16 protein-coding genes are annotated in these 22117 nt (G+C 69.3%); 8 read left to right on the forward strand and 8 right to left on the reverse strand.

Features of this window, described 5'->3' with window-relative positions; all coding sequences use genetic code 11:
* Window positions 1-57: 57 nt before the first annotated feature.
* The gene (locus tag AC07NX_RS15045; protein WP_494642840.1) at window positions 58-2988 is read right to left on the reverse strand and encodes a TonB-dependent receptor domain-containing protein; all 2931 of its coding nucleotides are present in this window, start codon (window positions 2986-2988) and stop codon (window positions 58-60) included.
* A 569-nt stretch (window positions 2989-3557) separates the two neighbouring features.
* The gene (locus tag AC07NX_RS15050; protein WP_494642841.1) at window positions 3558-4502 is read right to left on the reverse strand and encodes a MurR/RpiR family transcriptional regulator; all 945 of its coding nucleotides are present in this window, start codon (window positions 4500-4502) and stop codon (window positions 3558-3560) included.
* A gap of 205 nt (window positions 4503-4707) precedes the next feature.
* On the opposite strand from AC07NX_RS15050, the gene AC07NX_RS15055 reads away from it, so the two are divergent.
* The 5 genes from AC07NX_RS15055 (at window position 4708) to AC07NX_RS15075 (ending at window position 9670) form a co-directional block, all read left to right on the forward strand.
* Complete coding sequence (locus AC07NX_RS15055; protein ID WP_494642842.1) at window positions 4708-5097, forward strand: RidA family protein; 390 nt, start codon at window positions 4708-4710, stop codon at window positions 5095-5097.
* Between the two features lie 8 nt (window positions 5098-5105).
* Window positions 5106-6380 (forward strand): type III PLP-dependent enzyme domain-containing protein, encoded by a 1275-nt coding sequence (locus tag AC07NX_RS15060; RefSeq protein WP_494642844.1) that lies wholly within the window; start codon window positions 5106-5108, stop codon window positions 6378-6380.
* Between the two features lie 33 nt (window positions 6381-6413).
* On the forward strand, window positions 6414-7868 hold the full coding sequence (locus tag AC07NX_RS15065; RefSeq protein WP_494642845.1) for an N-acyl-D-amino-acid deacylase family protein: 1455 nt from the start codon (window positions 6414-6416) through the stop codon (window positions 7866-7868).
* A gap of 367 nt (window positions 7869-8235) precedes the next feature.
* Window positions 8236-8637 (forward strand): GreA/GreB family elongation factor, encoded by a 402-nt coding sequence (locus tag AC07NX_RS15070; RefSeq protein WP_494642846.1) that lies wholly within the window; start codon window positions 8236-8238, stop codon window positions 8635-8637.
* A 58-nt stretch (window positions 8638-8695) separates the two neighbouring features.
* On the forward strand, window positions 8696-9670 hold the full coding sequence (locus tag AC07NX_RS15075) for a DUF4424 domain-containing protein (protein ID WP_494642847.1): 975 nt from the start codon (window positions 8696-8698) through the stop codon (window positions 9668-9670).
* Here AC07NX_RS15075 and AC07NX_RS15080 read toward each other — a convergent pair whose 3' ends face one another.
* The 4 genes from AC07NX_RS15080 to AC07NX_RS15095 form a co-directional block, all read right to left on the reverse strand.
* Window positions 9671-9997: an ArsR/SmtB family transcription factor gene (locus tag AC07NX_RS15080; RefSeq protein ID WP_494642849.1), complete on the reverse strand. Its 327-nt coding sequence runs from the start codon at window positions 9995-9997 to the stop codon at window positions 9671-9673. It abuts the gene before it with no gap.
* Window positions 9984-10430, reverse strand: a complete 447-nt coding sequence (locus AC07NX_RS15085; RefSeq protein ID WP_494642850.1) for an SRPBCC family protein — start codon at window positions 10428-10430, stop codon at window positions 9984-9986. The genes AC07NX_RS15080 and AC07NX_RS15085 overlap by 14 nt, the downstream gene beginning before the upstream one ends.
* A 215-nt stretch (window positions 10431-10645) precedes the next feature.
* A complete protein-coding gene (locus AC07NX_RS15090) occupies window positions 10646-11122 on the reverse strand; it encodes an EF-hand domain-containing protein (RefSeq protein WP_494642851.1) in 477 nt (158 codons plus the stop codon).
* 14 nt (window positions 11123-11136) lie between these two features.
* A complete protein-coding gene (locus AC07NX_RS15095) occupies window positions 11137-11934 on the reverse strand; it encodes a DUF4198 domain-containing protein (RefSeq protein WP_494642853.1) in 798 nt (265 codons plus the stop codon).
* Window positions 11935-12095: 161 nt separating this feature from the next.
* Between AC07NX_RS15095 and AC07NX_RS15100 the strand changes: the two genes are divergently transcribed.
* Both AC07NX_RS15100 and purU read left to right on the forward strand, forming a co-directional pair.
* Window positions 12096-14354 carry a TonB-dependent hemoglobin/transferrin/lactoferrin family receptor gene (locus AC07NX_RS15100; protein ID WP_494642854.1) on the forward strand — a complete coding sequence of 753 codons (2259 nt, stop codon included), beginning with the start codon at window positions 12096-12098 and terminating at the stop codon, window positions 14352-14354.
* Between the two features lie 164 nt (window positions 14355-14518).
* Window positions 14519-15388 carry a formyltetrahydrofolate deformylase gene (gene purU, locus AC07NX_RS15105; protein WP_494642855.1) on the forward strand — a complete coding sequence of 290 codons (870 nt, stop codon included), beginning with the start codon at window positions 14519-14521 and terminating at the stop codon, window positions 15386-15388.
* Between the two features lie 224 nt (window positions 15389-15612).
* Here purU and AC07NX_RS15110 read toward each other — a convergent pair whose 3' ends face one another.
* Window positions 15613-17649 (reverse strand): glycoside hydrolase family 2 protein, encoded by a 2037-nt coding sequence (locus tag AC07NX_RS15110; RefSeq protein WP_494642856.1) that lies wholly within the window; start codon window positions 17647-17649, stop codon window positions 15613-15615.
* 121 nt (window positions 17650-17770) lie between these two features.
* Between AC07NX_RS15110 and AC07NX_RS15115 the strand changes: the two genes are divergently transcribed.
* Window positions 17771-18811, forward strand: a complete 1041-nt coding sequence (locus AC07NX_RS15115; RefSeq protein ID WP_494642858.1) for a MerR family transcriptional regulator — start codon at window positions 17771-17773, stop codon at window positions 18809-18811.
* Between the two features lie 9 nt (window positions 18812-18820).
* Here the strand turns inward: AC07NX_RS15115 and AC07NX_RS15120 are convergent.
* The coding region (locus AC07NX_RS15120) for a beta strand repeat-containing protein (protein WP_494642859.1) at window positions 18821-22117 on the reverse strand (3297 nt) is incomplete at its 5' end.

Genomic DNA, 22117 nt, shown 5'->3' on the forward strand with positions numbered 1-22117 from the left:
GGCCGAGGGGCGACCGCTCGCCGGGGAGAAGGTGGCTTCGCGGTCGGTTTCGAGACCCTAGAAGCGCAGGCGCACGCCGGCGCGGTACATCCGCCCGATCACGTCGTAGAGGAACGGGTTCACGCCGGGGCTGACATTGGTGGTCGGCGAGGCGACCGGATCCTTGTCGAACAGGTTGTCGACCTTGAAATAGGCCGTCGTCGCGGCGTTCAGTTCGTAGGAGCCGCCGAGGTCGACATAGGTCGCGCCCTTCATCCTGTTGTTGTCGATGGTGTGGTGGATGTTGGTCGAGACCGGGCAGCCGGTCCGGCATTCGATGAACTCGTTGCTGTAGACGCCGTCGCTGATCCAGCGCTCGTAGAGCGACAGGGAAAGCTTGTCCTTGCTCCAGGTCTGGGTGAACGTGGCCTTCCAGTCCGGCGTATTGCCGACGTTCACGCCCGCGCTCTCGACCGGGATGGTGCCCAGCACGCCCGAGTTCGTCAGGAAGCTGATCGTATGCGTGGCCAGGCCGCGCAGTTGCAGCTCGCCCGGCAGGCCCCAGTCCTCGAGGTTCTTGCGGTAGACCGCCTCGATGTCGAAGCCCTTGTTGCGCAGCGAAGCGACGTTGAAGGCCTGGACGCGGACGAAGTTGGTGTTCGGCGTGGTGCTGGTCAGCAGCATGGCCGAACAGATCTCCTGGTTGCCGGCCACGCAGAGGTCGACCAGGTCCTGGGCGGCCAGGGTGTTGATCGCCCCGTTCACCTTGATGTCGAAATAGTCGACCGACAGGCTGAAGCCGGGCAGCCACTTCGGTTCGGCCAGCACGACCCCGATCTCGGTGTTGCGCGCCTTTTCCGGACGAAGATTGGTGTTGCCGACGGTTTCCAGCAGCACGTTCACCGCGCCGCCCTTGTAGAGAACCGTGGCGTTGGTCACCACCGGCGGGGCGAACAGTTCGCTGAGGTTCGGGGCGCGGATGTCGCGCGAGGTCACGGCGCGGAAGCGCAGGCCCTCGATCGGGGTCTTCCAGACGCCGCCGAACTTCCAGGCGGTGACGTCGCCGGCGGTGCTGTACTGGGTCTGGCGGACCGCGCCGTTGAGGTTGGCCTCGCCCAGCGTGTCCGACTTCAGGATCGGCACGTTGGCTTCCAGATAGCCTTCGACCACGTGATAGTAGCCATGGCCGCTGTGGTAGTTGCCGGCGTACCAGTTGTTGCCCGCCGTGCGGATCAGCGGGTCGGCAGGATAGTCGGCGCTGTACTGGCCCGTGGCGGTCAGGCCGTCGCCGTAGGGGTCGGTGATCGTGCGGTAGTCTTCCTCGCGCCACTCGACGCCGGCGGCCACGGCCACCGGGCCGGCCCAGGACGAGAAGGGCTCGCCCGTGACGTTGAAGCTGGCGACCGACTCGATCTGCCGCGAGCGCTGGAACGGCCCGTTGGCCGGCACGACATAGGCCAGGGCGGCCGGGTCCAGGGCCACCTGGCCGATGATGTTCAGCGGCGCGCAGCCGTTGGCGCGGGCCACCGCGCTGCGGCAGATCACCGTGCCGTTCGGGCCGGCGATAGCGTCGATCGCGGCGTTGTAGCGCGGCGTGATCGAGATGTTGTCGACGTCCAGCGTGATCCGGTTCGTGCCGTAGGCGTAGTAGGCGTCGTACTTCCAGTCCGTGCCGAACAGCTGGCGATTGCCGGTCGCGCCCAGGACGAAGCGGGCCTGCTCGCGCTTGATATTGACGTTGATGGGGCCAAAGCCGCCGTTGCTGGTGCCGAACTGGAAGCTGGTGACGCCGTTGGTCGCGCAGGCCGACCGGATCGCGGCGGGAACGAACGGGTTCTCGCACTGGATGGTCAGGCCGGTCTTCTCGGCGCCGATATTGGGCTGGTTCAGCGAATGGACGTCGGCGTAGTTGGCCGTGAAGTAGAGCTCGTCATGGTCGGTGAGCTTGTAGCTGACTCGGCCATAGGCGACCTTGCGCTTGAGGCGGGCGGCCAGGGTCGGCGAAGCGCCGATGACGCCCGACAGGTCGCCGCCGACGCAGAAGGGGCTGAAGCAGCCGGCGACCGCCCCCGTGCCGGTGGCGACGCCGTTCGAGCCGTACTGGAACTGCCGGACCGCGCCGCCGGGCCCGAAGGCCAGGCCCTGCAGCGGGCCGTTCGTGATCAGGCCGTACTGGGCGTACTGGATCTGCTGGGCGCCTTGAATGACGCGGTACTGCGGCAGGCCGTCGGTGGTCGCGGCCAGCGGGCGCACCTGGATGGCGGGAGACTGGAACCAGTCGCGGCCGCCGGCCTGGTTCAGGCCGAAGCCACCGGCCAGCACGCCGGCCTCGCGGCTGTACTCGGCGCTGCCGATCACGCGCAGGCGGTCGTTCAGGAACGCCTTGCCGACGGCGAACTGGGCCAGGGTGGTGTCGTTGTCGCGATACTTGCTCTCGCCCCCTTCCAGGCGGGCCTTGAAGCCCTCGAAGGTCTTGTCCGTCACGAAGTTGACGACCCCGCCGACGGCGTCGGAGCCGTAGGACGCCGAGGCGCCGCCCGTGACGACGTCGACGCGCTTGATCAGCAGTTGCGGGAACTGGCTGACGTCGGTGACGCCGGTGATGTTGGCCGGGGTGACCCGCTGGCCGTCCAGCAGGGTCAGGGTGCGGATGGCGCCCAGGCCGCGGAGGCTGAGCGCGCTCAGGCCCTGAGCGCCCGAACTGGTGCTGTTGACGGCCACCGTCCGGCCCGTGCTGCCCTGCAGGGCCGGCATCTGGGTGATGGCCTGGAAGATGTTGGGCTGCGAGGCCCTCTCCAGGTCCTCGGCCGTGACCGTCGTGGTCGGCGTCGGCTGGGTGAAGCCGCGCGAACTGATGCGCGAGCCGGTGACCACCACCTCGGTGATGACCGTTCCCTCTCCGGCCTTGGACGTGTCGGCCTGTTCGGCCGCGCAGGCCATCGCCCCCCAGGACAACAGCGCCAGCGCCGAAACCGAGCCGGCATAGGTCCGGCGATTCAACTTGAACAAAATTCCTGCCCCCTTGCTGGAGGAGCCAAGCTCGGGCGCCTGCAAGCGCTCTCTGAACCGACCCTCGATAAGTTGTCTCTGTTTCCCAAGAAGCGCCTGTGTCGATTTTTTACTTATCTCTTCAGCGCACGTGGACCGGATACCTATCCGGATCGATCTTCAAATCTGTAGTTTCGCCCGCCGTCGGGACACGAAAAGGATTGTCACAGCGTTCGGAGAACGTCAATCGCAAAACATTCATTTATGTAGCAATCATAAAAAATGTGCATCAGTGAGCGACCGATCTGGGAATTCATGATGCGTTTCAAGAGCCTGCTGGCGCCCACGAAAGCGGCGCCGGTGGTCATGCGACCAGGATGCGCCGGCCCGCGGCCCGCCAGGCCGGAAGGCGACAAGGTCCGTCGTCCTTAGACGTTCTCGAATTTCGAGATCACCATTACTTCCCGGAACCCGAAACGCAGGTTGCAGGCAAGTCATGCACCACGAATGGGCGAGCCAGGATCCGATCCCATCGCCCGCGCCGCCGACCCGGCGCCGGCGCGCGGGCAGGATCGATCATTTTTGGCGGATCAGTCGCCGATCGGCTGCTGGGGCGCGATGCCGTGGAGCCAGGCGACGCTGCCGCGCGCGCGCCGCAGCATCAGGTGGGCCCGCTCGCCCAGGCACGAGGCCACCGCATAGGCCAGCCGGTCGATGACGAACAGCTGGGCGAAACGCATGGGGTTGGGCTGGAACTCCTCCACCCCCGAGGGGGACAGACCCACATGCAGGCAGATGTCCGCGTCCCGGCCCAGCGGCGAGTCGGAGTCGGTGATCGCGATGCAGACGGCCTTGTAGTACTTGGCCAGCTCCATGCTCTCCTGCAGCTCGCGCGGCCGCCCCGTCGAGGACAGGAACAGCGCCACGTCGCCCGGCGACAGGATGGCCGCCGACATCCGCTGGGCGTAGCCGTCGGTGAACGCCATGGCCGGCACGTCCAGCCGGAAAAGCCGATTGTGGATCTCAGTCGCCAGGGCCGCCGAACTGCCCCCGATGCCGTAGATCACCACGCGGCCGGCCTTGGCGATGGTGGCCGCGGCGGCCTGCAAGTCCTTTTCGCTCAAGGTTTCGCGCGTCCGGGCCAGGGCGTCGATGATGGTGTCGAACAGGCGGTCGGCGACCGCGCCCTCCTCGCCCGCGCCGCCGTCGGACGGCGGCTCGCCGGCCGCCGGCGAAGGGCGCACGACGCGTCCGCGCTGGTCCGCCACGGCCTGGGCCAGGGCCAGTTCCTGGATCAGCCGGAACTTCAGATCCTTGAACCCCTCGCAGCCGACCGTGCGGCAGAAGCGCAGGACGGTCGGCTCGCTGACCCCCAGGTCGGCGGCGACCGAACGGACGCTGGAACGCACGAAGTCGTTGGGCGACTTCAGGATCAGCCTGGCGATCTTGAGGTCCGATCGGGTCATCGACTCCATCATCGCCTCCAGGCGCGGAAGGATGTCGCCGCCCTCGGCCGGACTGACAGGCTGGCTCATCCCCTTGGGTCCCTCTCCGACATCGCCCCGAACGGCCGCCGCGATCCGCGCCGTGAGCGACAGATACTGGCAAGGCCGTCGCGCCGCAATCGACACGAGAACAATCTTGTCATTTGAAATGATAGTTTCGCTACATTTTCGTTGACAGCGCTACATCCGACATGGCTCCTGCCGCTAGAACTCGCTCCTGAGTCCGGAGGTCTCCTTGTCCATCCAACGTATCGGCGCCGCGGCCACCGGCACGGGCGGCCAGTCCCTGCCCTTCTGCCAGGCCACCGTCGCCAACGGCTTCGTCTTCGTGTCCGGCCAGGTGGCGATGGACGCGGCCGGCGAGGTCGTCGAGGGCGGCGTCGTGCCCCAGACCCACAAGGTGATCGAGAATATCGTCGCCATCCTGGCCAAGGCCGGCTGCACCCTGGAAGACGTGGTCAAGGCCAATGTCTGGCTGGACGACGCGCGGGACTTCCACGCCTTCAACCGGGTCTACGCCCACTATTTCGGCCAGGCCATGCCCGCCCGGGCCTGCGTGCAGTCGCCCCTGATGATCGACGCCAAGGTCGAGATCGAGGTCATCGCCCTGGCGCCGCGCGGCTGATCCAGGACATGGCGTCGTTCGTCGATCTCAACGCCCTGGAGCTGGCGCCGGGGACCAAGGCGATCCCGCTGGACGGCTCGGTGCGCACGCTGGGCGACCTGGCCGGACGGCCCCTGAGCCTGCTCGACGACATCCCCATGCCGGCCGCCGTGCTGAAGCGCGCGGCGATCGACAACAACCTGGCGGTCATACAGGCCTATGTCGACCAGGCGGGCGCCAAGCTGGCCCCGCACGCCAAGACCACCATGTGCCCGCAGCTTCTGGTCCGCCAGATCCAGGCCGGCGCCTGGGGCCTGACCGCCGCCACCATGACCCAGCTCAAGCTGTGCCACGACCTGGGCGCGCCGCGCGTGATCCTGGCCAACCAGCTGGTCGGACAGGCCGAGATCGAGGCCTTGCGACAGCTCGCCGTCGCGGCGCCCGACCGTCCCTGCTACGTGCTGGTCGACAGCCCGGCCGGCGCCCGGGCCATCTCCGAGATCTTCGCCCGGACACCGCGCGCGCCGGCCGCGCGCCTGCTGATCGAGATCGGCATGGCCGACGGCCGCTGCGGCGTGCGCTCGCTCGACGCGGGCCTGGCCCTGGCCCGCCTGATCCGCGACCTGCCCGGCGTCGAACTGCACGGCGTCGAGGGCTACGAAGGCCTGGTCTTCAGCGACCATGCGCGACGGGACGCCGCCGAGGTCGACGCCTATCTCGAGGCCCTGCTGGACTTCCACCGCCGCCTGCGGGCCGAAGGCCTGTTCGCCGCGCCCGACGAGGTCATCCTGACGGCCGGCGGCTCGGCCTATTACGACCTCGTGGCCAGGGCCCTGGCCGGCGGCGCGCCGGGGGCGACCGTCGTGCTGCGCAGCGGCTGCTACGTCACCCACGACAGCGGCTTCTATCGCGAGTTGCTGGACCGGATGGAGCAGCGCGGCCCCGCGCCGCGGCTGAAGCCGGCGCTGGAGGTCTGGACGCGGGTGATCTCGCGCCCGCAGCCGGACCTGGCCATCGTCATGATGGGCAAGCGCGACGTGTCCTTCGACCTGCACCTCCCCGTCGCCCGGCGCTGGTATCGCCCAGGCCCGCACGCCGCGCCCCAGGCGATCGACGGCGTCGTCACCACCAAGCTCGCCGACCAGCACGGCTTCCTGTCGCTGCATCCCGACACGGACCTGGCGGTCGGCGACCTGCTGGGCTTCGAGATCTCCCACCCCTGCACCACCTTCGACAAGTGGTCGGTCCTGCTGGAGGTCGACGACGCCTACGCCGTGCTGGGCGGCCTGAAGACGTTCTTCTGAGTGACCGCGGCTTTGAGTGATCCGACCCACCCCATGACACGCGACATCCCTTCCGCCGACATCGTCCTCCGGGGCGGCCTGGTCATCGACGGCGACGGCGGCCCCGCCTACGCCGCCGACGTGGCGGTCGTCGGCGACGCCATCGTCGCCATGGGGCCGGCCCTGGCGGTCGACGCCGCGCGGACGATCGACGTGTCGGGGCTGGTGGTGGCGCCCGGCTTCATCGACGTGCACACCCACGACGACCTGGTCTGCATCACCCAGCCCGACATGGTCGCCAAGATCACCCAGGGCGTGACCACCGTGATCACCGGCAACTGCGGGATCTCGGCCCCGCTGCTGCGCTTCGACGACGCGGTCGACGAGCCGTTCAACCTGCTGGGCGCGCGCGAGGACTTCGCCTACGACACCTTCGCCGACTATCGCCGGGCCATCGAGGCGGCGGGGCCGCGCGTCAACGTGGCGGCGCTGGTGGGGCATTCGACCCTGCGCGTGCTGTGCCTGGAAGACATCGACCGCCCAGCCAGGCCGGCCGAGCGCGAGCGGATGGACGTCCTGCTGCGCGACGCCCTGGCCGAAGGCGCGCTGGGGCTCAGCTCCGGGGTGTTCTACGCCCCGGCCTGGGCGGCCGACGTCGAGGAGCTCCAGGCCCTGGCCAAGACCGTGGCCGACGCCGGCGGCGTCTACACCGCCCACATCCGCGACGAACGCGAAGGCATCATCGAGGCCTTGAAGGAGGCCTTCACCGTGGCCGGATCGAGCGGGACGCCGCTGATCCTGTCGCATCACAAGTGCGCGGGCGTCCGCAACTGGGGCCGCGCCGCCGAGACCCTGGGTCTGATCGACGAAACGCGCCGCCGCCAACCGGTGCACCTGGACTGCTACCCCTACACCGCGGGCTCGACGATCATCCGCCCCGACCTGGCCGACGGCGAGGTCGAGATCCTGGTCAACTGGTCCGAGCCGCATCCGGAGATGGCCGGCCGCACACTGGCCTCGATCGCCGAGGCCTGGAGCCTGACCCAGGCGGAAGCGGCCGAACGGCTGATGCCCGGCGGGGCCAGCTATTTCCAGATGGCCGAGGCCGACATGCGCGCGATCCTCAGCCACCCGTGCTGCATGATCGGGTCCGACGGGCTTCCGAACGACAAGCGGCCGCATCCGCGGCTCTGGGGCGCCTTTCCCCGGGTGCTCGGCCGCTATGCGCGCGACGAGAAGCTCCTCAGCCTCGAGTCCGCCGTCCGCAAGATGACCAGCCTGGCGGCCGACACCTTCAACCTGGCGGGACGCGGGCGCCTGGCCCCCGGCATGAAGGCCGACATCGCCGTGTTCGACGCCGACACCATCATCGACGAAGCCACCTACGAGGCCCCTACCCGTCCGGCCCGCGGCGTCGAGCATGTGTTCGTCAACGGCGCCTTGACCTGGAGCCGAGGCGCGCCGGTCGGCCGACGGGCGGGCCGCTTCCTGCGACCCGGAAACCCCTAGGCTGGCCCCTTGGCTCCCGCCGCCGTTCCCCTCGGGCATTTGACATCGGGACGCCGCGTCCCTATCTGACGGTCACCGGACGTGAGATTGATCGCGCCGGACGCCTGACCACAGGCTTCTGATCTCCAGGTTCGCGCTCGGCGCCAAGACCTGGAGCGAAACGGAAAACCCCGCCCCTTCCCGCTCGGAAACGGCCGCAAGACGGCCAGCGTCGGCCCAGGCCGCGCCCGATCCCGAACAGGGCCGTGGTTATCCCGAAGCTTCTGGTCTCCACGAGCGCCCGCCCCAAGGCGCGCGCCCTATCGAGCCTTCGACAAGCCCGCCCTGAAGCGCCGGCCCAGGCTCAAGACAACTCCAGAAAGCCATTATGAACACCCAAACCCATTCCACCCAAGCCCTGCCCGCGATCTATGTGACCGAGGCCGACTTCGAGATCCTCTCCAACCTGGCCGACGCCGCCGCCGGCCGCGCGCCGGGCGGCCGCGTGCTGGCCGGCGAAATGGCCCGCGCCGTGATCGTCGAGCCGGGCGAAGCCCCACGCCCGTTCGTCCGCATCGGCTCGCGGGTCGAATTCCAGGACCTGTCCAGCGGACAGACCCGCCTCGTCCGCATCAGTCTGCCGCGCGACGCCAGCATCGACGAGGCCCGCATCTCGGTGCTCAGCCCGGTGGGCGCGGCCCTGATCGGCCTGACCGCCGGCGAGGCCTTCCACTGGACCGACCCCGAGGGCCGGGCGCGCGGCGTCCGCGTCCTGACGGTCCAGGACTGACGCCCGCCGCCGGGCCAGGACTGTCGCCGTGACCTGAGCCGGTGCTATGGCTCGGCGCATGACCTTCAAAGCGCTTCGCCTCGCCGCCCTGCTCGCCTGCCTCGCCGGCTCGTCTCCGGCCTGGGCCAACGACACCTCGGCCGAGCTGGCGGCCGGCGGCCTGGTGCTGACCAAGAGCGACAGCATCGAGATGCGTTCGGAGGATCTCTACATCTCCGAAAAGGCCGTGCGGGTGCGCTACGTGTTCGCCAACACCAGCGGCAAGGACGTCACCATCCGCGTGGCCTTCCCGATGCCCGACATCGGCGGGCCGGACTTCTTCCAGGGCGACGTGTCGATCCCGGTCGACGACGCCCCCGCCAACGTGCTGGGCTTCTCGACCAAGGTCGACGGCAAGCCGGTGAAGGCGCAGGTCGAGCAGAAAGCCATCGCTGTCGACGGCGTCGACCGCACCGCCTGGCTGGTCGCCAACCACATCCCCCTGGCCGTTCATCTGGGCGGCGTCGACGAGGCCCTGCGCGCCCTGCCCCAGGCCCGGCGCGACGAGGCGGTCAGGCTGGGCCTCTACGATCCCGACCAGGGCGGCGTCTGGGTGCTGAAGACCACCTATCACTGGCTGCAGACCTTCCCGGCCGGCCGGCCGATCATCGTCGAGCACGCCTATACGCCCTCGGTCGGCGCGACCGTGGCGACCAGTGTCGGCACGGAATACGGCGCCGAGATCAAGGACAGGTACTGCGTCGACAAGGCCCTGACCGACACCGTCGTCCGGGCCGCCAAGGCCGACAAGGACGGCAATGCGCCCTGGGTCGACCGTTGGATCGACTATGTCCTGGTCACCGGCGGCAACTGGAAGAAGCCGATCGGCGACTTCCGCCTGGTGGTCGACAAGGGCTCGCCCAAGAACCTGGTCAGCTTCTGCGGATCGGGCGTGAGAAAGATCAGCCCGACCCAGTTCGAGATGCGCCGGACCAACTGGCGACCGGAGAAGGACCTGTCGATCCTGCTGCTGGTCTCGCACGACGCGATGTAGCTACCCCTCCACGAACGCCTTCAGCCGCTCCAGCGTCTGGTCCCACTGCCGCGACACGCCGTCCAGATAGGCCCGAGCCTCGTCCAGCGCCTCCCGTCGCGCGGCGAAGCGGCTTTCGCGGCCGACCCGCAACGAAGCCACCAGGCCGGCGTCCTGCAGCACGTGCAGGTGCTTGGTGATCGCCTGGCGGGTCAGGGCGGTGTCGGTCGACAGGGCCGCGATCGATCGCGCCTGGCCGTCGCCCAGCTTGTCCAGCAGGGCCAGGCGGGTGCGGTCGCCCAGGGCCGCGAAGATCGGCGCGGGATCCCGCAGGCTAGGATTCAACATGGGCCTTGATGTTCTGGACCTGCTGCGTCCAGCCCCCGTCGTTCATCCGGAAAGCCTCCTCGCGGCGATGGGCGGGAACCTTGTCGAAGCCGGACTCGACGACGGTCAGCCGCGTGCCGTCCCCGTTCGGCGCCAGCAGGAACTCGACCAGGGTCGGCTCCTCCTGGTCGTAGTCGACGTCGGGATCGATGCCGTAGGGATGCCAGGTGAAGGCCAGGCGCCGCGGCGGCTCGATGGCCGTCACCCTGGCCTTCCAGGTCAGGTGCTCGTAGCCCGGATAGGTGATCTGGCCGCGCGCCTCCTGGCCGACGGCGAACGGCGCCTCCAGGTCGACCTTGAACCAGGTCCCGAATTCCTTGTGGTCGCTGACGGCGCGCCAGACGCGCTCGATCGGCGCGTTCAGGTCGATGGTCTTTTCGATGCGATCGGTCATGATGGCAACCTCCCGGTTGCACATTCATGACTCTGGGCGATCAAAAATGCAACCGATTAGTTGCAAATTAACTCGCTCATCCCGGCGAACGCCGGGACCCAGATCCGATGGCGGTGTGGATGATTGGAAGAGCTCGGCGCTTTTGGCGTCAGCCTCGAAGCCATTCCATCTGGGTCCCGGCATTCGCCGGGATGAGCGGGCAAAAAGGACTGATCCTAGTTCGTATCCTCGGCCACCGGATCGGCCGCCGAGACGGCGCCGTCCTTGTTGGTGTCGTGGGTGACGAACATCCGCCAGCCGGAATAGTCGAACTCGGCCGGGGTGATGCCGCCGCTCTTGTCGGTGTCGAGCACGCCGAAGCGGACGTCGGCCTGACGCAGCTGGCGCACGCGCTCTTCTTCCTTCTTCTCGGCCGTGTCGGTGGACGCCGCCAGGCGCTTGGCCAGGCGGGCGGTGAACTCGCCGACATATTCGTCGTGCGACAGGACGCCGTCGTGGTTGGCGTCAATGCCGGCGAACTGCTTCTCGCGGCCGGCCTTGAACTCGTCCTTGCTGACCGAGCCGTCGCCGTTGAGGTCCTGCTCCTTGATGAAGGTGTCGCGGGCGTGCGAGGCGGCGAAGGCGGGGGCGGCGACGCCCAGGAAAACCGTGGAGACGACGGTGGCGGCCAGGAGGGCGGTCTTGCTGTTCATCGGACGGACTTTCTTCAGCGCAGGGATTCGAAGGTCAGGGCGTAGGTGTAGGAATGGCCGACCGGGTCGGTCGCCGTCGGGGCCACGCGGTAGCGGGCCTGGATCTGGTAGACGCCCGAGCGGGCGACCTTGACCGTGAAGCGGCCCTGGTCGTCGCTGGTCAGAGTGACCGGCGGGGTCTTGGCGTCGGCGTAGCGGTCGTCGCCGGCGTGCAGGGTGACCGCCTGGCCCTTCACCGGCTTGCCGTCGAACAGCACCACGAACCGGGCGTCCTGGCCGGTGAAGATGCTGCTGGGATGGGTGACGGCCACGAACTCCAGACCCTTGCCGACGGGGGCCAGGGCGGCCGTGCTGGGCGCGCCGCGCGTCACATAGACGTCGGCCAGGGTCAGGCTCTGCATGTCGACCGGCGTGGTCCCGGCCGGGGCCTTGCTCGGGTCCTCCAGGAACTCCCACGCGTCCTTGACCAGCACGGCCTTGGCGGTGCGGCCCGTACGCTGGCCGGTGGTGATCCGGTAGGTGCCGGCCTGCTCGGTCGGAACCTCGACCAGGGCCAGTTCGCGCAGGTTGGTCGCTGTCAGCGGCTTGCGCGCACCGTCCGGCCCGACCACGGCCCAGGCGTCGGACTTCATCACCACCTCGGGGCTGAAGAAGCTTTCGGTGAACGAGCCCTGCACGGTCACCAGCTTGCGGTCAGTGACGTCGAAGGCGCTGGGCAGCAGATAGGGCGAATGGGCCTGGGCGGCGCCGGCCAGCACGCCCGTGACGGCGACCCCGGCCAGGAAGGCTGCGAACGAAAGCGAGCGGCGCATGGCTTTGTGTCTCCGGATCCCGAATGAAGCGTCGCCTTCGGCTCTAATAGGAATGATTCTGAGAATCAATTGCATTTAGCTTGACCGAGCGATCCAGCGCCCGTAGGTCCTCCGCCATCAGATGCGAATGGTTCGCATATATCAGACCCCGGGGGTCCTCGATGTCTCGCCTCAAGCTCGCCAGCTTCGCCGCCGCCTCGGCCATCGCGCTGCTCCGCGCCCAGCCGGCCGCCGCGGCCGACGCCGCCTCCACCGCCGCCGACGCGGCCGTCGAGCTCGACAGGGTGACCGTCACCGCCACCCGTTCGGAGACCCGGCTGCAGGACGCCCCGGTGACCGCCAGCGTCATCTCCGACCAGGACATCGAGGACGGCCTGGTCAAGGACATCAAGGACCTGGTCCGCTTCGAGCCCGGCGTCTCGGTGCGCAGCGCCCCGGCCCGCTTCACCGCCGCCGGCGCCTCGACCGGCCGCGACGGCAACGCCGGCTTCAACATCCGCGGGCTGGAAGGCAATCGCGTGCTGATCCTGGTGGACGGCGTACGCGTGCCGGACGGCTACGCCTTCGGCGCCCAGAACATGGGGCGCGGCGACTATGTCGACCTCGACACCCTGAAGTCGGTCGAGATCGTGCGCGGCCCGGCCTCGGCGCTCTATGGCAGCGACGGCCTGGCCGGCTCGGTCAACTATTTCACCCGGGATCCGTCCGACCTGCTCAAGAGCGGCAAGGCCTTCGGCCTGCGCGGCCGGGTCGGCTACGCCTCGGCCGACGAAAGCTGGACCGAGAGCCTGACCGCCGCCGGCCAGGCCGGGGCCTGGGAGGCCATGGTCGCCTACACCCGCCGCGACGGCGAAGGCCAGAAGACCGCCGGGACCAACGACTCGGCCAACACCGACCGCACCACCGCCAATCCCGAGGACAACCGGTCCAACGCCGTCCTGGCGCGGGTGGTCTACACCCTGAACGACCAGAACCGCTTCCGGCTGACCTATGACCACCTGGATCGCGACACCGACTGGACGGTGCTGAGCGCCATCGCCAAGCCGCCCCTGGCCGCGACCAGCGTGCTGGGCCTGACCGCCTGGGACAAGATGCGGCGCGACCGCGTCAGCCTCGACCACCGCTTCACCGGCGGCCAGGGCCTGATCCAGTCGGCCACGACCACGCTCTACTACCAGGACAGCACCACCCGGCAGTATTCGGCCGAGGACCGCAACACCGCCGCCGACCGCACCCGCGACGCCACCTTCGACAATGAAGTGTTCGGCGCGGCGCTGGAACTGCACAGCGAGGCGACGATCGGCGGGATCACCAACAGGTTCGTCTGGGGCGGCGACGCCTCGATCACCCGCCAGGAAGGCGTGCGCGACGGCACGGTTCCCCCGGCCGGCGAGACCTTCCCCACCCGGGCCTTCCCGACCACCGACTACACCCTGGCCGGCGCCTACGCCCAGGACGAGATCGCGGTCGGCCCGGTGACCTTCTATCCGGCCGTGCGCTTCGACTACTACAAGCTGGAGCCCAAGCGGGACGCGCTGTTCACCGCCAACGTGCCGGCCAGCCAGAGCGAAAGCCACGTCTCGCCCAAGCTGGGCGTGGTGTGGAAGGCCACCGACCTGGTGACGGTGTTCGCCAACGCCGCCACCGGCTTCAAGGCCCCCTCGCCGTCGCAGGTCAACAACGGCTTCGCCAACCTGGCCTCGAACTACATGTCGATCTCCAACCCCGACCTGAAGCCCGAGACCAGCCAGACCTTCGAGCTGGGCCTGCGGCTGAACCGCCCGACCTGGAACGCCAGCGTCACCGGCTTCACCGGCAAGTACGACGACTTCATCGAGCAGGTGCAGGTGCGTGGAACCTTCACCGCCACCGACCCGGCCGTCTACCAGTACATCAACCAGTCCAAGGCCGAGATCACCGGCGCCGAGGCCCGGTTCGCCACCGAGCTGGGCGGCGGCTTCACCCTGCAGGGCGCGGCCTCCTACGCCCGGGGCAATTCGGAGAACAACGGCCGGAAGGCCCCGCTGACCTCGGTGGACCCGGTCAAGGTGGTGGCCGGCCTGTCGTATCGCGACCCCGCCGGCCGGTTCGGCGGCGCGCTCAACGCCGTACACTCGGCCCGCGAATCCGCCGGCCGCTCGGGCGTCAGCTGCAGCACCACGATCGTCGTCAACGGCGTCCCCCGGCCCCAGACCGGCTCGGACTACTGCTGGATGCCCAAGGCCTTCACCGTGCTCGACCTGACCGCCTACTGGAACGTCACCGACGCCGTCACCCTGCGCGGCGGCGTGTTCAACCTCACCGGCCAGACCTACGCCTGGTGGAGCGACGTGCGCGGCCTGGCCGACAATTCCACGGTCAAGGACGCCTACACCCAGCCCGACCGCAACTACAGCGTCTCGCTGGCGGTGAAGTTCTAGGGTTTTCGCCTTCCAGCCGGTTCCATCCCCTTCGACCGGCTAGAAGCACGGGTCGCGATCGTGTCGGCGGTCGCGGCCCGTTTTTCATGGCGCGTCATTTTGTAAAAGCCTCGCCAGAACAATGCGGCTTGGCCGTGCGGCCCAGGTCGACTACGACCCCAGCCATGAACGCCCAGACCCCCGCCGACCGCTACATCCTGATCCTGCAATGCCCCGACCGTAAGGGCGTCGTCGCCGCCGTGTCCGGCTTCCTGGCCGACAACGACGCCTCCATCGTCGAAAGCAGCCACTTCAACGACGGCCTGGCCGACCAGTTCTACATGCGCACGGTGTTCCGGCCCGACGGCGACATGCCCGGGATCGACGACCTGCGCCGCGGCTTCGAGCTGATCGCCAAGCGCTTCGGCATGACCTGGGCCCTGCACGATGCAAACGCCAAGCCCAAGGTGCTGATCGCCGTCTCCAAGTTCGGCCACTGCCTGTTCGACCTGCTGCACCGCTGGCGCGCCGGCCTGCTGCCGGTCGAGATCGTCGGGGTGATGTCCAACCACGAGGACATGCGCTCGTTCACCGAATGGAGCGGCCTGCCCTATTTCCACCTGCCCACCACCAAGGCCAACAAGGCCGAACAGGAGGAAGCCTTCCTCAGGCTGGTCGACGACCTGGACGTCGACCTGGTGGTGCTGGCCCGCTACATGCAGATCCTGTCACCGGCCCTGTGCGCGCGGCTGTCGGGCAAGTGCATCAACATCCACCACTCGTTCCTGCCCAGCTTCAAGGGCGCCAAGCCCTACCACCAGGCCTTCGAGCGTGGCGTGAAGATCATCGGAGCCACGGCCCACTATGTGACCACCGACCTCGACGAAGGCCCGATCATCGAGCAGGGCGTCCACCGGGTGGACCACAGCCATACGCCCGATGACCTGGTGACCCTGGGCCGCGACGTCGAATGCACCGTGCTCGCCCGCGCGGTGACCTGGCACGTCGAGCACCGCGTGCTGATCGCCGGCGCCAAGACGGTGGTGTTCGCCTAGAGCCTGTCGAGATCAGATGGAATCATCTGATCTCGATGAACAGGCTCCTGATCCAAACATTTAGAGCGCCTTTGGCGAAGCGGCTTCTCAAGCTGAAGCTGGTCAAAGACCATTGTCATCCCGGACAAGCGCGCAGCGCGAAGATCCGGGATCGACGCGTGAACTCAGCGCTTCCGGCGGTCCCGGATCTTCGCTTCGCTACGTCCGGGATGACATGACCTGATCTATTCCACCTTTGGCGCAACCAAGGTCCACGTCACCGCGTCCCGCGCCCCGCCGCCTTGCACCGCGATGCGGTTGACGCCCGGCGCCAGGGTCACGGGCCAGGTCGCGACATGGTCGACCACCGGCGCCGCGCCCAGGTCCCGCCCGTTGAGCGTCAGCGAGACCGAGGGAACGTTGGCGTAGACCTTCACCGTCACCGCCGAAGCGTTCCTCAGCACCGCCCGACGGCTGGTGATGTGGACCATGGGCTCCGTCGTCCAGTTGGCGCGGTACCAATGGTAGGCGTCCTTGCGGACCGTGCGGTCGTAGGTGACTAGGCCCTTGTCGTTGATCCCCGGATGGTCGCCCTCGTCGCGGCCGTCGGACGCCAGGTCGAAACCGACCCAGACGAAGGTCCCCCACAGCCACGGCTTCTCGCGCAGGACCCGCCAGTAGGTCTCGTGGAACAGGGCCTGGTACTGCTCGGGGTGCCACTTGCTGTTGGCGACCGGTCGGCGCGGCGGGTCTTCCTGCTGCAGCACGCTGGCCCCGGCGCCGTATTCGCTGATCGCCAGCGGCCGGTCGGGGCGCTTGGCGTGGACGGCCTCGACCCACGGGCCGATGTCCTCGGGCTTGCCGTCGTACCAGCCGAAATAGCGGTTCTGGCCGATCAGGTCGGTGTGCAGGGCCTGGGGGTCGGTCTCGGACTTGCAGCAGTCGGCCAGCACCGTCGGGCGCGACGGATCCTCGGCCTTGGCCACGGCCTGCAGGCCGGACAGCAGCCTGGCGGTCGCCGCGTCGGACCGGTAGAGCTCGTTGGCCAGGCCCCAGGTCACCACCGAGGGATGGTTATAGTTCTGCCAGATCAGCTCGCGCAGCTGCTCGGCGGCGTTGGCGGCGAAGGCGGGACCGTCGTCGGCGACGCTGTTGAGCGGGATTTCGGTCCACACCAGGAAGCCGTCGCGGTCGGCGTTCTCATAGGCCCGGCGCGGGTGCTGGAAATGCACGAAGCGCAGTCCCGTCGCGCCCAGGTCGCGCAGGATGGCGAAGTCGGCGTCGATCTCCGCGTCGCCGACCGCCAGGCCCTTGGCCGGCCGACCCGCATGGAACAGGTTCACGCCGTGCACACCATAGGGCTGGCCGTTCAGCAGGAAGCCTCGCGCGGGATCGACCGCGATCGTGCGGAAGCCGACCGGCACGGTGACCGTGTCGTCGCCCACCGAGGTCTCCAGCCGGTACAGATAGGGATCGGCCCGTCCCCGCCACAGGCGCGGCGCGGTCACGCGGGTCGCCAGGGTCACCGGCAGGACGGCGCCGGGCGCGACATCCACGGTCTCCGACAGGGTCGCCACCGCCTTGCCGCCCGCGTCCAGCAGGCGCGAGCGCACGGCGACCCGCGCGGGCGCGGCCTGGTCGTTGCGCACCCGGACCAGCACTGACAGATCCGCGCCGTCGGCGCTGACCGCCGACGGGGTGGCGTAGACCCCGGGGCCGCCATGGTCGAGCATGTCCACGTGCACCGCGTCGGTGACCACCAGCCGGGCCGGCCGGTACAGGCCGCCGAACACCGTGAAGTCGCCGCCCAGCGGCGCGACGTCCTTATGGCTGGCGTTGTCGACCCGCACCGCCACCAGGTTGGCGCCGGGGACGATCAGGTCGCTGACGTCGAAGCGGAAGCCCGCATAGCCCCCGGCGTGGCGTCCGGCCGGGCGGCCGTTGACCCAGACCTCCGAGACCAGGGCCGCGCCGTCGAACTCCAGGAACGCCCGCTGACCGGCCTTGCGCGCGGGGGCGACCAGATGGGTGCGATACCAGGCGGGTCCGCGATAATAGCCGCCGCCATCGGCCCCGTCGGCGGCGTTGTAGGTGTGGGGCAGCCTCACCGTCTCCCACGCGCGGTCGTCGAAGGCCGGGGCCTGGGCCGTCTTGGAGTCGCCCTTGGCGAAGGTCCAGGTGGTCAGCGGGATCGCCGTTCGCGGCCCGGCGACGGCCAAGACGGGGCTCAGGCAAAGCGCCGCCAGGGCGATCAGGGCCAGTCGTGGTGTCGGAAAGCCCATCGGTGCGTTCGCTCCCTCATTTGTCAGACCGATAGTACGAGATTCGAACGATCCGGCCATTGACCTGGCCCCTGGGTCCGCCCCGATAAGACCGACGGTCAGCCGCCAGCGAGGTGATTCCGTGCCTTCTTCCATCCGCTTCCTGAACGCGTCCGAGGCCGCGCGGCGGCTGGGCGTGTCGACCAAGGCCCTGCGGCTGTACGAGCGGCGCGGTCTGGTCGCGCCCCCGCGCACGGCGGCCGGCTGGCGGGCCTACGGGCCGGACGAGATGGCCCGGGCCGGCGAGGTCGTGGCCCTGCGCGCCCTGGGCCTGAGCCTCGCCCGCGTCGCCCAGGTGCTGGACGGCGACGCCCAGGCCCTGGAGCCGGCGCTGGCGGCCCACCAGGCGTCGCTGGAGCAGCAGGGCCGCCAGTTGGCCGGTCTCGTCGAGAAGGTCCGCGAACTGCGCGCCGGCCTGGCGCGGGGCCGGGCGCCGGACATTGGGGACCTGACCCGGCTGCTGGCGCCGACCGCCCGTCCGAGCGTCGCCTTCGACCTGCCCTGGCCCTGGGGCGGCGAACCCTTCACCCTGCGCGACATCCCGCCCCTGACCTACATCACCGGCCCGCTGGGCAGCGGCAAGACGCGGCTGGCCCTGAGCCTGGCCGAGGGCCTGCCCGACGCGACCTTCCTCGGCCTGGACCGGACGGCCGACGGCGGCGCGGCGGCGCGCGCGCGGCTCGGCGCCGATCCGAACCTCGCCGCGCGGGTGGAGCGGACGCGGACCTGGCTGGTCGAGGATGGGGCGAGCCCGTCGGACGCCTTGCTGGTCCTGCTGGCCGCGCTGGAGATCGAACCCGCCGCCGCCCTGGTCATCGACATGCCCGAACAGGACCTGGACCAGGCGGCCCAGGCGGCGCTGGTCGCCTGGCTGCGCCGCCGCGGCCCGGACGCGCGGCCGGTCTTCCTGCTGACGCGGTCCAGCGCGATCCTCGACCTGGCCGCGCTCGGGGCCGCGCTCGGGACCGACGAGACGATCCTCTACTGCCCGGCCAATCACGCCCCGCCGGTCCGCGTCGCCCCCTATCCCGGCGCACCCGGCTACGAAGCCGTCGCCAGTTGCCTGGCCTCGCCCGAGGTTCGGGCCAGGACGGCGGGGATGATCGCCGTGATGGCGGGGTGAACAAGTCTCCTACAGCAGGATGTCGGCCGAGGTGAGCGTGCCGGTCACGTTCAGGGCGATCACGAAATCGGCCACGCCGTCGCCGTTTACGTCGCCCGAGACGTGGTGGTAGCCGGAGCTGTCCGGCGCGGCGATGACCAGCTGGCCGGCCACGCCGGAGAAGCTGGTCACCACCGAGAAGGCGTCGTTGGCGCCCGTGCCGGAATTGGCGTCGATGCCCGTCAGGTCCAGCTTGTCGGCCTGGGCGGAACTGAAGTCGAAGATCAGGTCCGTGGCGATGGGCGAGCTTTCGCCGGCCGAGGTGTAGACGAAGGTGTCCGCTCCCGCACCGCCGAGCATGAAGTCGGCCCCGCCGGCGCCGGTCAGGCTGTCGTTCCCGTCCAGGCCGTAGAGGATGTCGGCGCCGCCGGCGCCGACCAGGGTGTCGGCGACATTGTGGCTGGCGCCGTCGCCCACCAGGACGAACGCCTGGGTGGCCCCGCCGCTGGTGACCAGGTCGGTGGCCTTCAGCGACGTTCCCGAGACCGCGACCACGGCCTGGCTGTTCCCGCCGCCGTCCGGCGCCGAATAGATGAAGGTCGTGCCCTCATAGCGCGCGATGGTGATCTTGCCGCCGTCGATCGCCGAGATGTCGACCTTGTCGTGACCGGAGTCGAAGCCGAAGATCACGTCGTAGCCGGCAAAGTTGGATTGCGAGATCGCCGTGTACTGGAAGGTGTCGTTTCCGCTGCCGCCATAGAGGATGTCGGCCCCGAGGCCGCCGTTCAGCGTGGTGTCGCCCGAGCCGCCGACCAAGGCGTCGGCGCCGGCGCTGCCCGTCAGGGTCTCGACGCCGCTCCCCGCGTACAGCGTGTAGCCCTGGACCGCGCCGCTGACGATCAGGTCGGTGTACTTGAGGTCACCATTGATCTGCACGACGCCGGCGCTGGCGCCCGAGCCGAAATAGACGAAGGTGCTGGAGCCGAAGCGCGCGATCGCCACCGTGCCGGCGTCGACGGCCGAGATGTCCAGCCTGTCCTCGCCGGTCGCGAAGTCGGTGATCATATCCCAGTGGTCGGAGGTCGAGTCGCCGGCGCCGAAGAAGAAGGTGTCGACTCCCGCCCCGCCGGCGAGGGTGTCGCCGCCGCCGCCGCCCCGGATCGAGTCCGCGCCGCCCGCGCCGTTGATCACGTCGGCGCCCGAACCGCCGGTCAGGGTGTCGGCGCCGGACGAGCCGTTGATCGTGAAGCCGAAATCGGCCACGCCGGTGACGATGTCGGTCACCTCAAGCCCCTGGCCCAGCACCTTGATCTGGCCCTCGGCCACGCCGTCCCCGTCCAGGTCGATGGACAGGATCTTGTCGGTCCCGTCCGTGCTCAGGGTCAGCCTGGTCGTGCCGGTCATCAGCGGGGTCAGCCGCAGCGTGTCGGCGCCATGCGTGAAGTCGGTGATCGTGTCGAAGGCCGCGACCGTGCTGTCGCCGACGGCCTCGTAGGCGAAGACGTCCGCCCCGCCGCCGCCCGTCAGGGTGTCGGCGCCGCCCTTGCCCGTCAGGGTGTGGGCCGAGCCGTCGCTGATCAGGATGTTGGCGTTGGCGTCGCCCGTGGCCGAGCCGGTGACGGTCACCGTCAGCTGGGCCGTCGCCGCGGCGCCGGAGGGATCCTTGATCGTGTAGTCGAACGTGTCGGTCACCACCTGGCCGACGACCAGGCCCTCGTGGTCGGCCACGTAGCTGTAGGAGCCGTCCGGGTTGAGGGTCAGCTTGCCATAGGCGCCGTTCACGACCGTCCCGCCCGGCATGACGGCCTGGTCCACGTGCGTGGCGTTGTAGGCGACATTGGTCACCGTCAGGGTCGCGGTGGCGTTGTCGATGTCGGCGTCGTTGGTCCGGACCGAACCGGTGACCGTCAGGCGCTGGGCCACCGCGCCGGCGTCATTGGCGGCGGTGGGCGCGTCGTTGACATTGGCGACCGCCGCGGTGGCGGCGCTGGTCCTGCTTTCCGCCGTGCCCTGCCCGTCGGTGTAGCTGACCACCACGCGGACCGTCGCGCCGACGTCGGCGTCGCCCAGGACGTAGGTCGCCTGGTCCGCCCCGACATTGGCGAAGCCCGAACCGCTGTCGCGCTGCCACTGGTAGTGCAGCGCCCCCAGGCCGTCGACGTCGGCCAGGGTCGAGGCGTCGGCGGTCAGCACCTGGTCTTCCGTGGCCGCGCCCGTGATCGTCACGGCGCCGGTGGGGGCGTCGTTGACATTGGCCACGGCCGAGGTCGGGCCGCTGGTCTCGCTCTCGAACACGCCCTGGCCGTCGGTATAGCTGACGACCACGCGGATCTGGGCGCCGACGTCGGCGTCGCCCAGGGCGTAGGTCGCCTGGTCGGTCCCGACATTGACATAGCCCGACGAAACCGTGCTGCGCTGCCACTGGTAGTGGAACGTTCCCAGGCCGCCAGGATCGGCCAGGCTGGACGTGTCGGCGGTCAGGACCTGGTCCTCGGTCGCCGCGCCGGTGACGCTGACCCCGCCGGTGTGCGGACCGTTGGCGGACAGGATCGTCGCCGTGGCGGCGCTGGTCGCGGACTCGGCCGTGCCCTGGCCGTCGGTATAGGACGTCACCACCCGGATGACGCCGCCGACGTCGGCGGCGGCCAGGGTATAGGTCGCCTGGTCGGCCCCGACATTGACGAAGCCCGAGCCGCTGTCACGCTGCCACTGGTAGTGCAGCGCCCCCAGGCCGTCGGCGTCGGCCAGGGTCGCGGCGTCGGCCGTCAGGACCTGGTTCTCGGTCGTCGTTCCGGCGACCGACACGCCGCCGGTGTGGGGGTCGTTGATGTTGGCGATGGCGGCGGTGCTGGCGCTGGTGGCCGATTCCGCGAAACCCTGGCCGTCGGCATAGCTGACCATCACGCGAACCAGACCGCCGACGTCGGCGTCGCCCAAGGTGTAGGTCGCCTGGTCGCTCCCGACATTGACGAAGCCCGAACCGGTGTCGCGCTGCCACTGGTAGTGCAGCGTGCCCAGGCCGTCGGCGTCGGCCAGGGTCGCGGTATTGGCCGTCAGGACCTGGTCCTCGGTCGTCGCGCCGGTGATCGACACCCCGCCGGTATGCGGGTCGTTGACCCCGGCGATGGCGGCGGTGGCCGACGAGGTCACGGTCTCGGCCGCGCCCTGCTGGTCGGTGTAGCTGGTCACCACCCGGACCGTGCCGCCGACGTCGGCGTCGCCCAGGATGTAGGTCGCCTGGTCGCTTCCGACATTGACGAAGCCCGAACCGGTGTCGCGCTGCCACTGGTAGTGCAGCGTGCCCAGGCCGTCGGCGTCGGCCAGGGT

This window comes from Caulobacter sp. GW821-FHT09A05 (assembly GCF_059418465.1).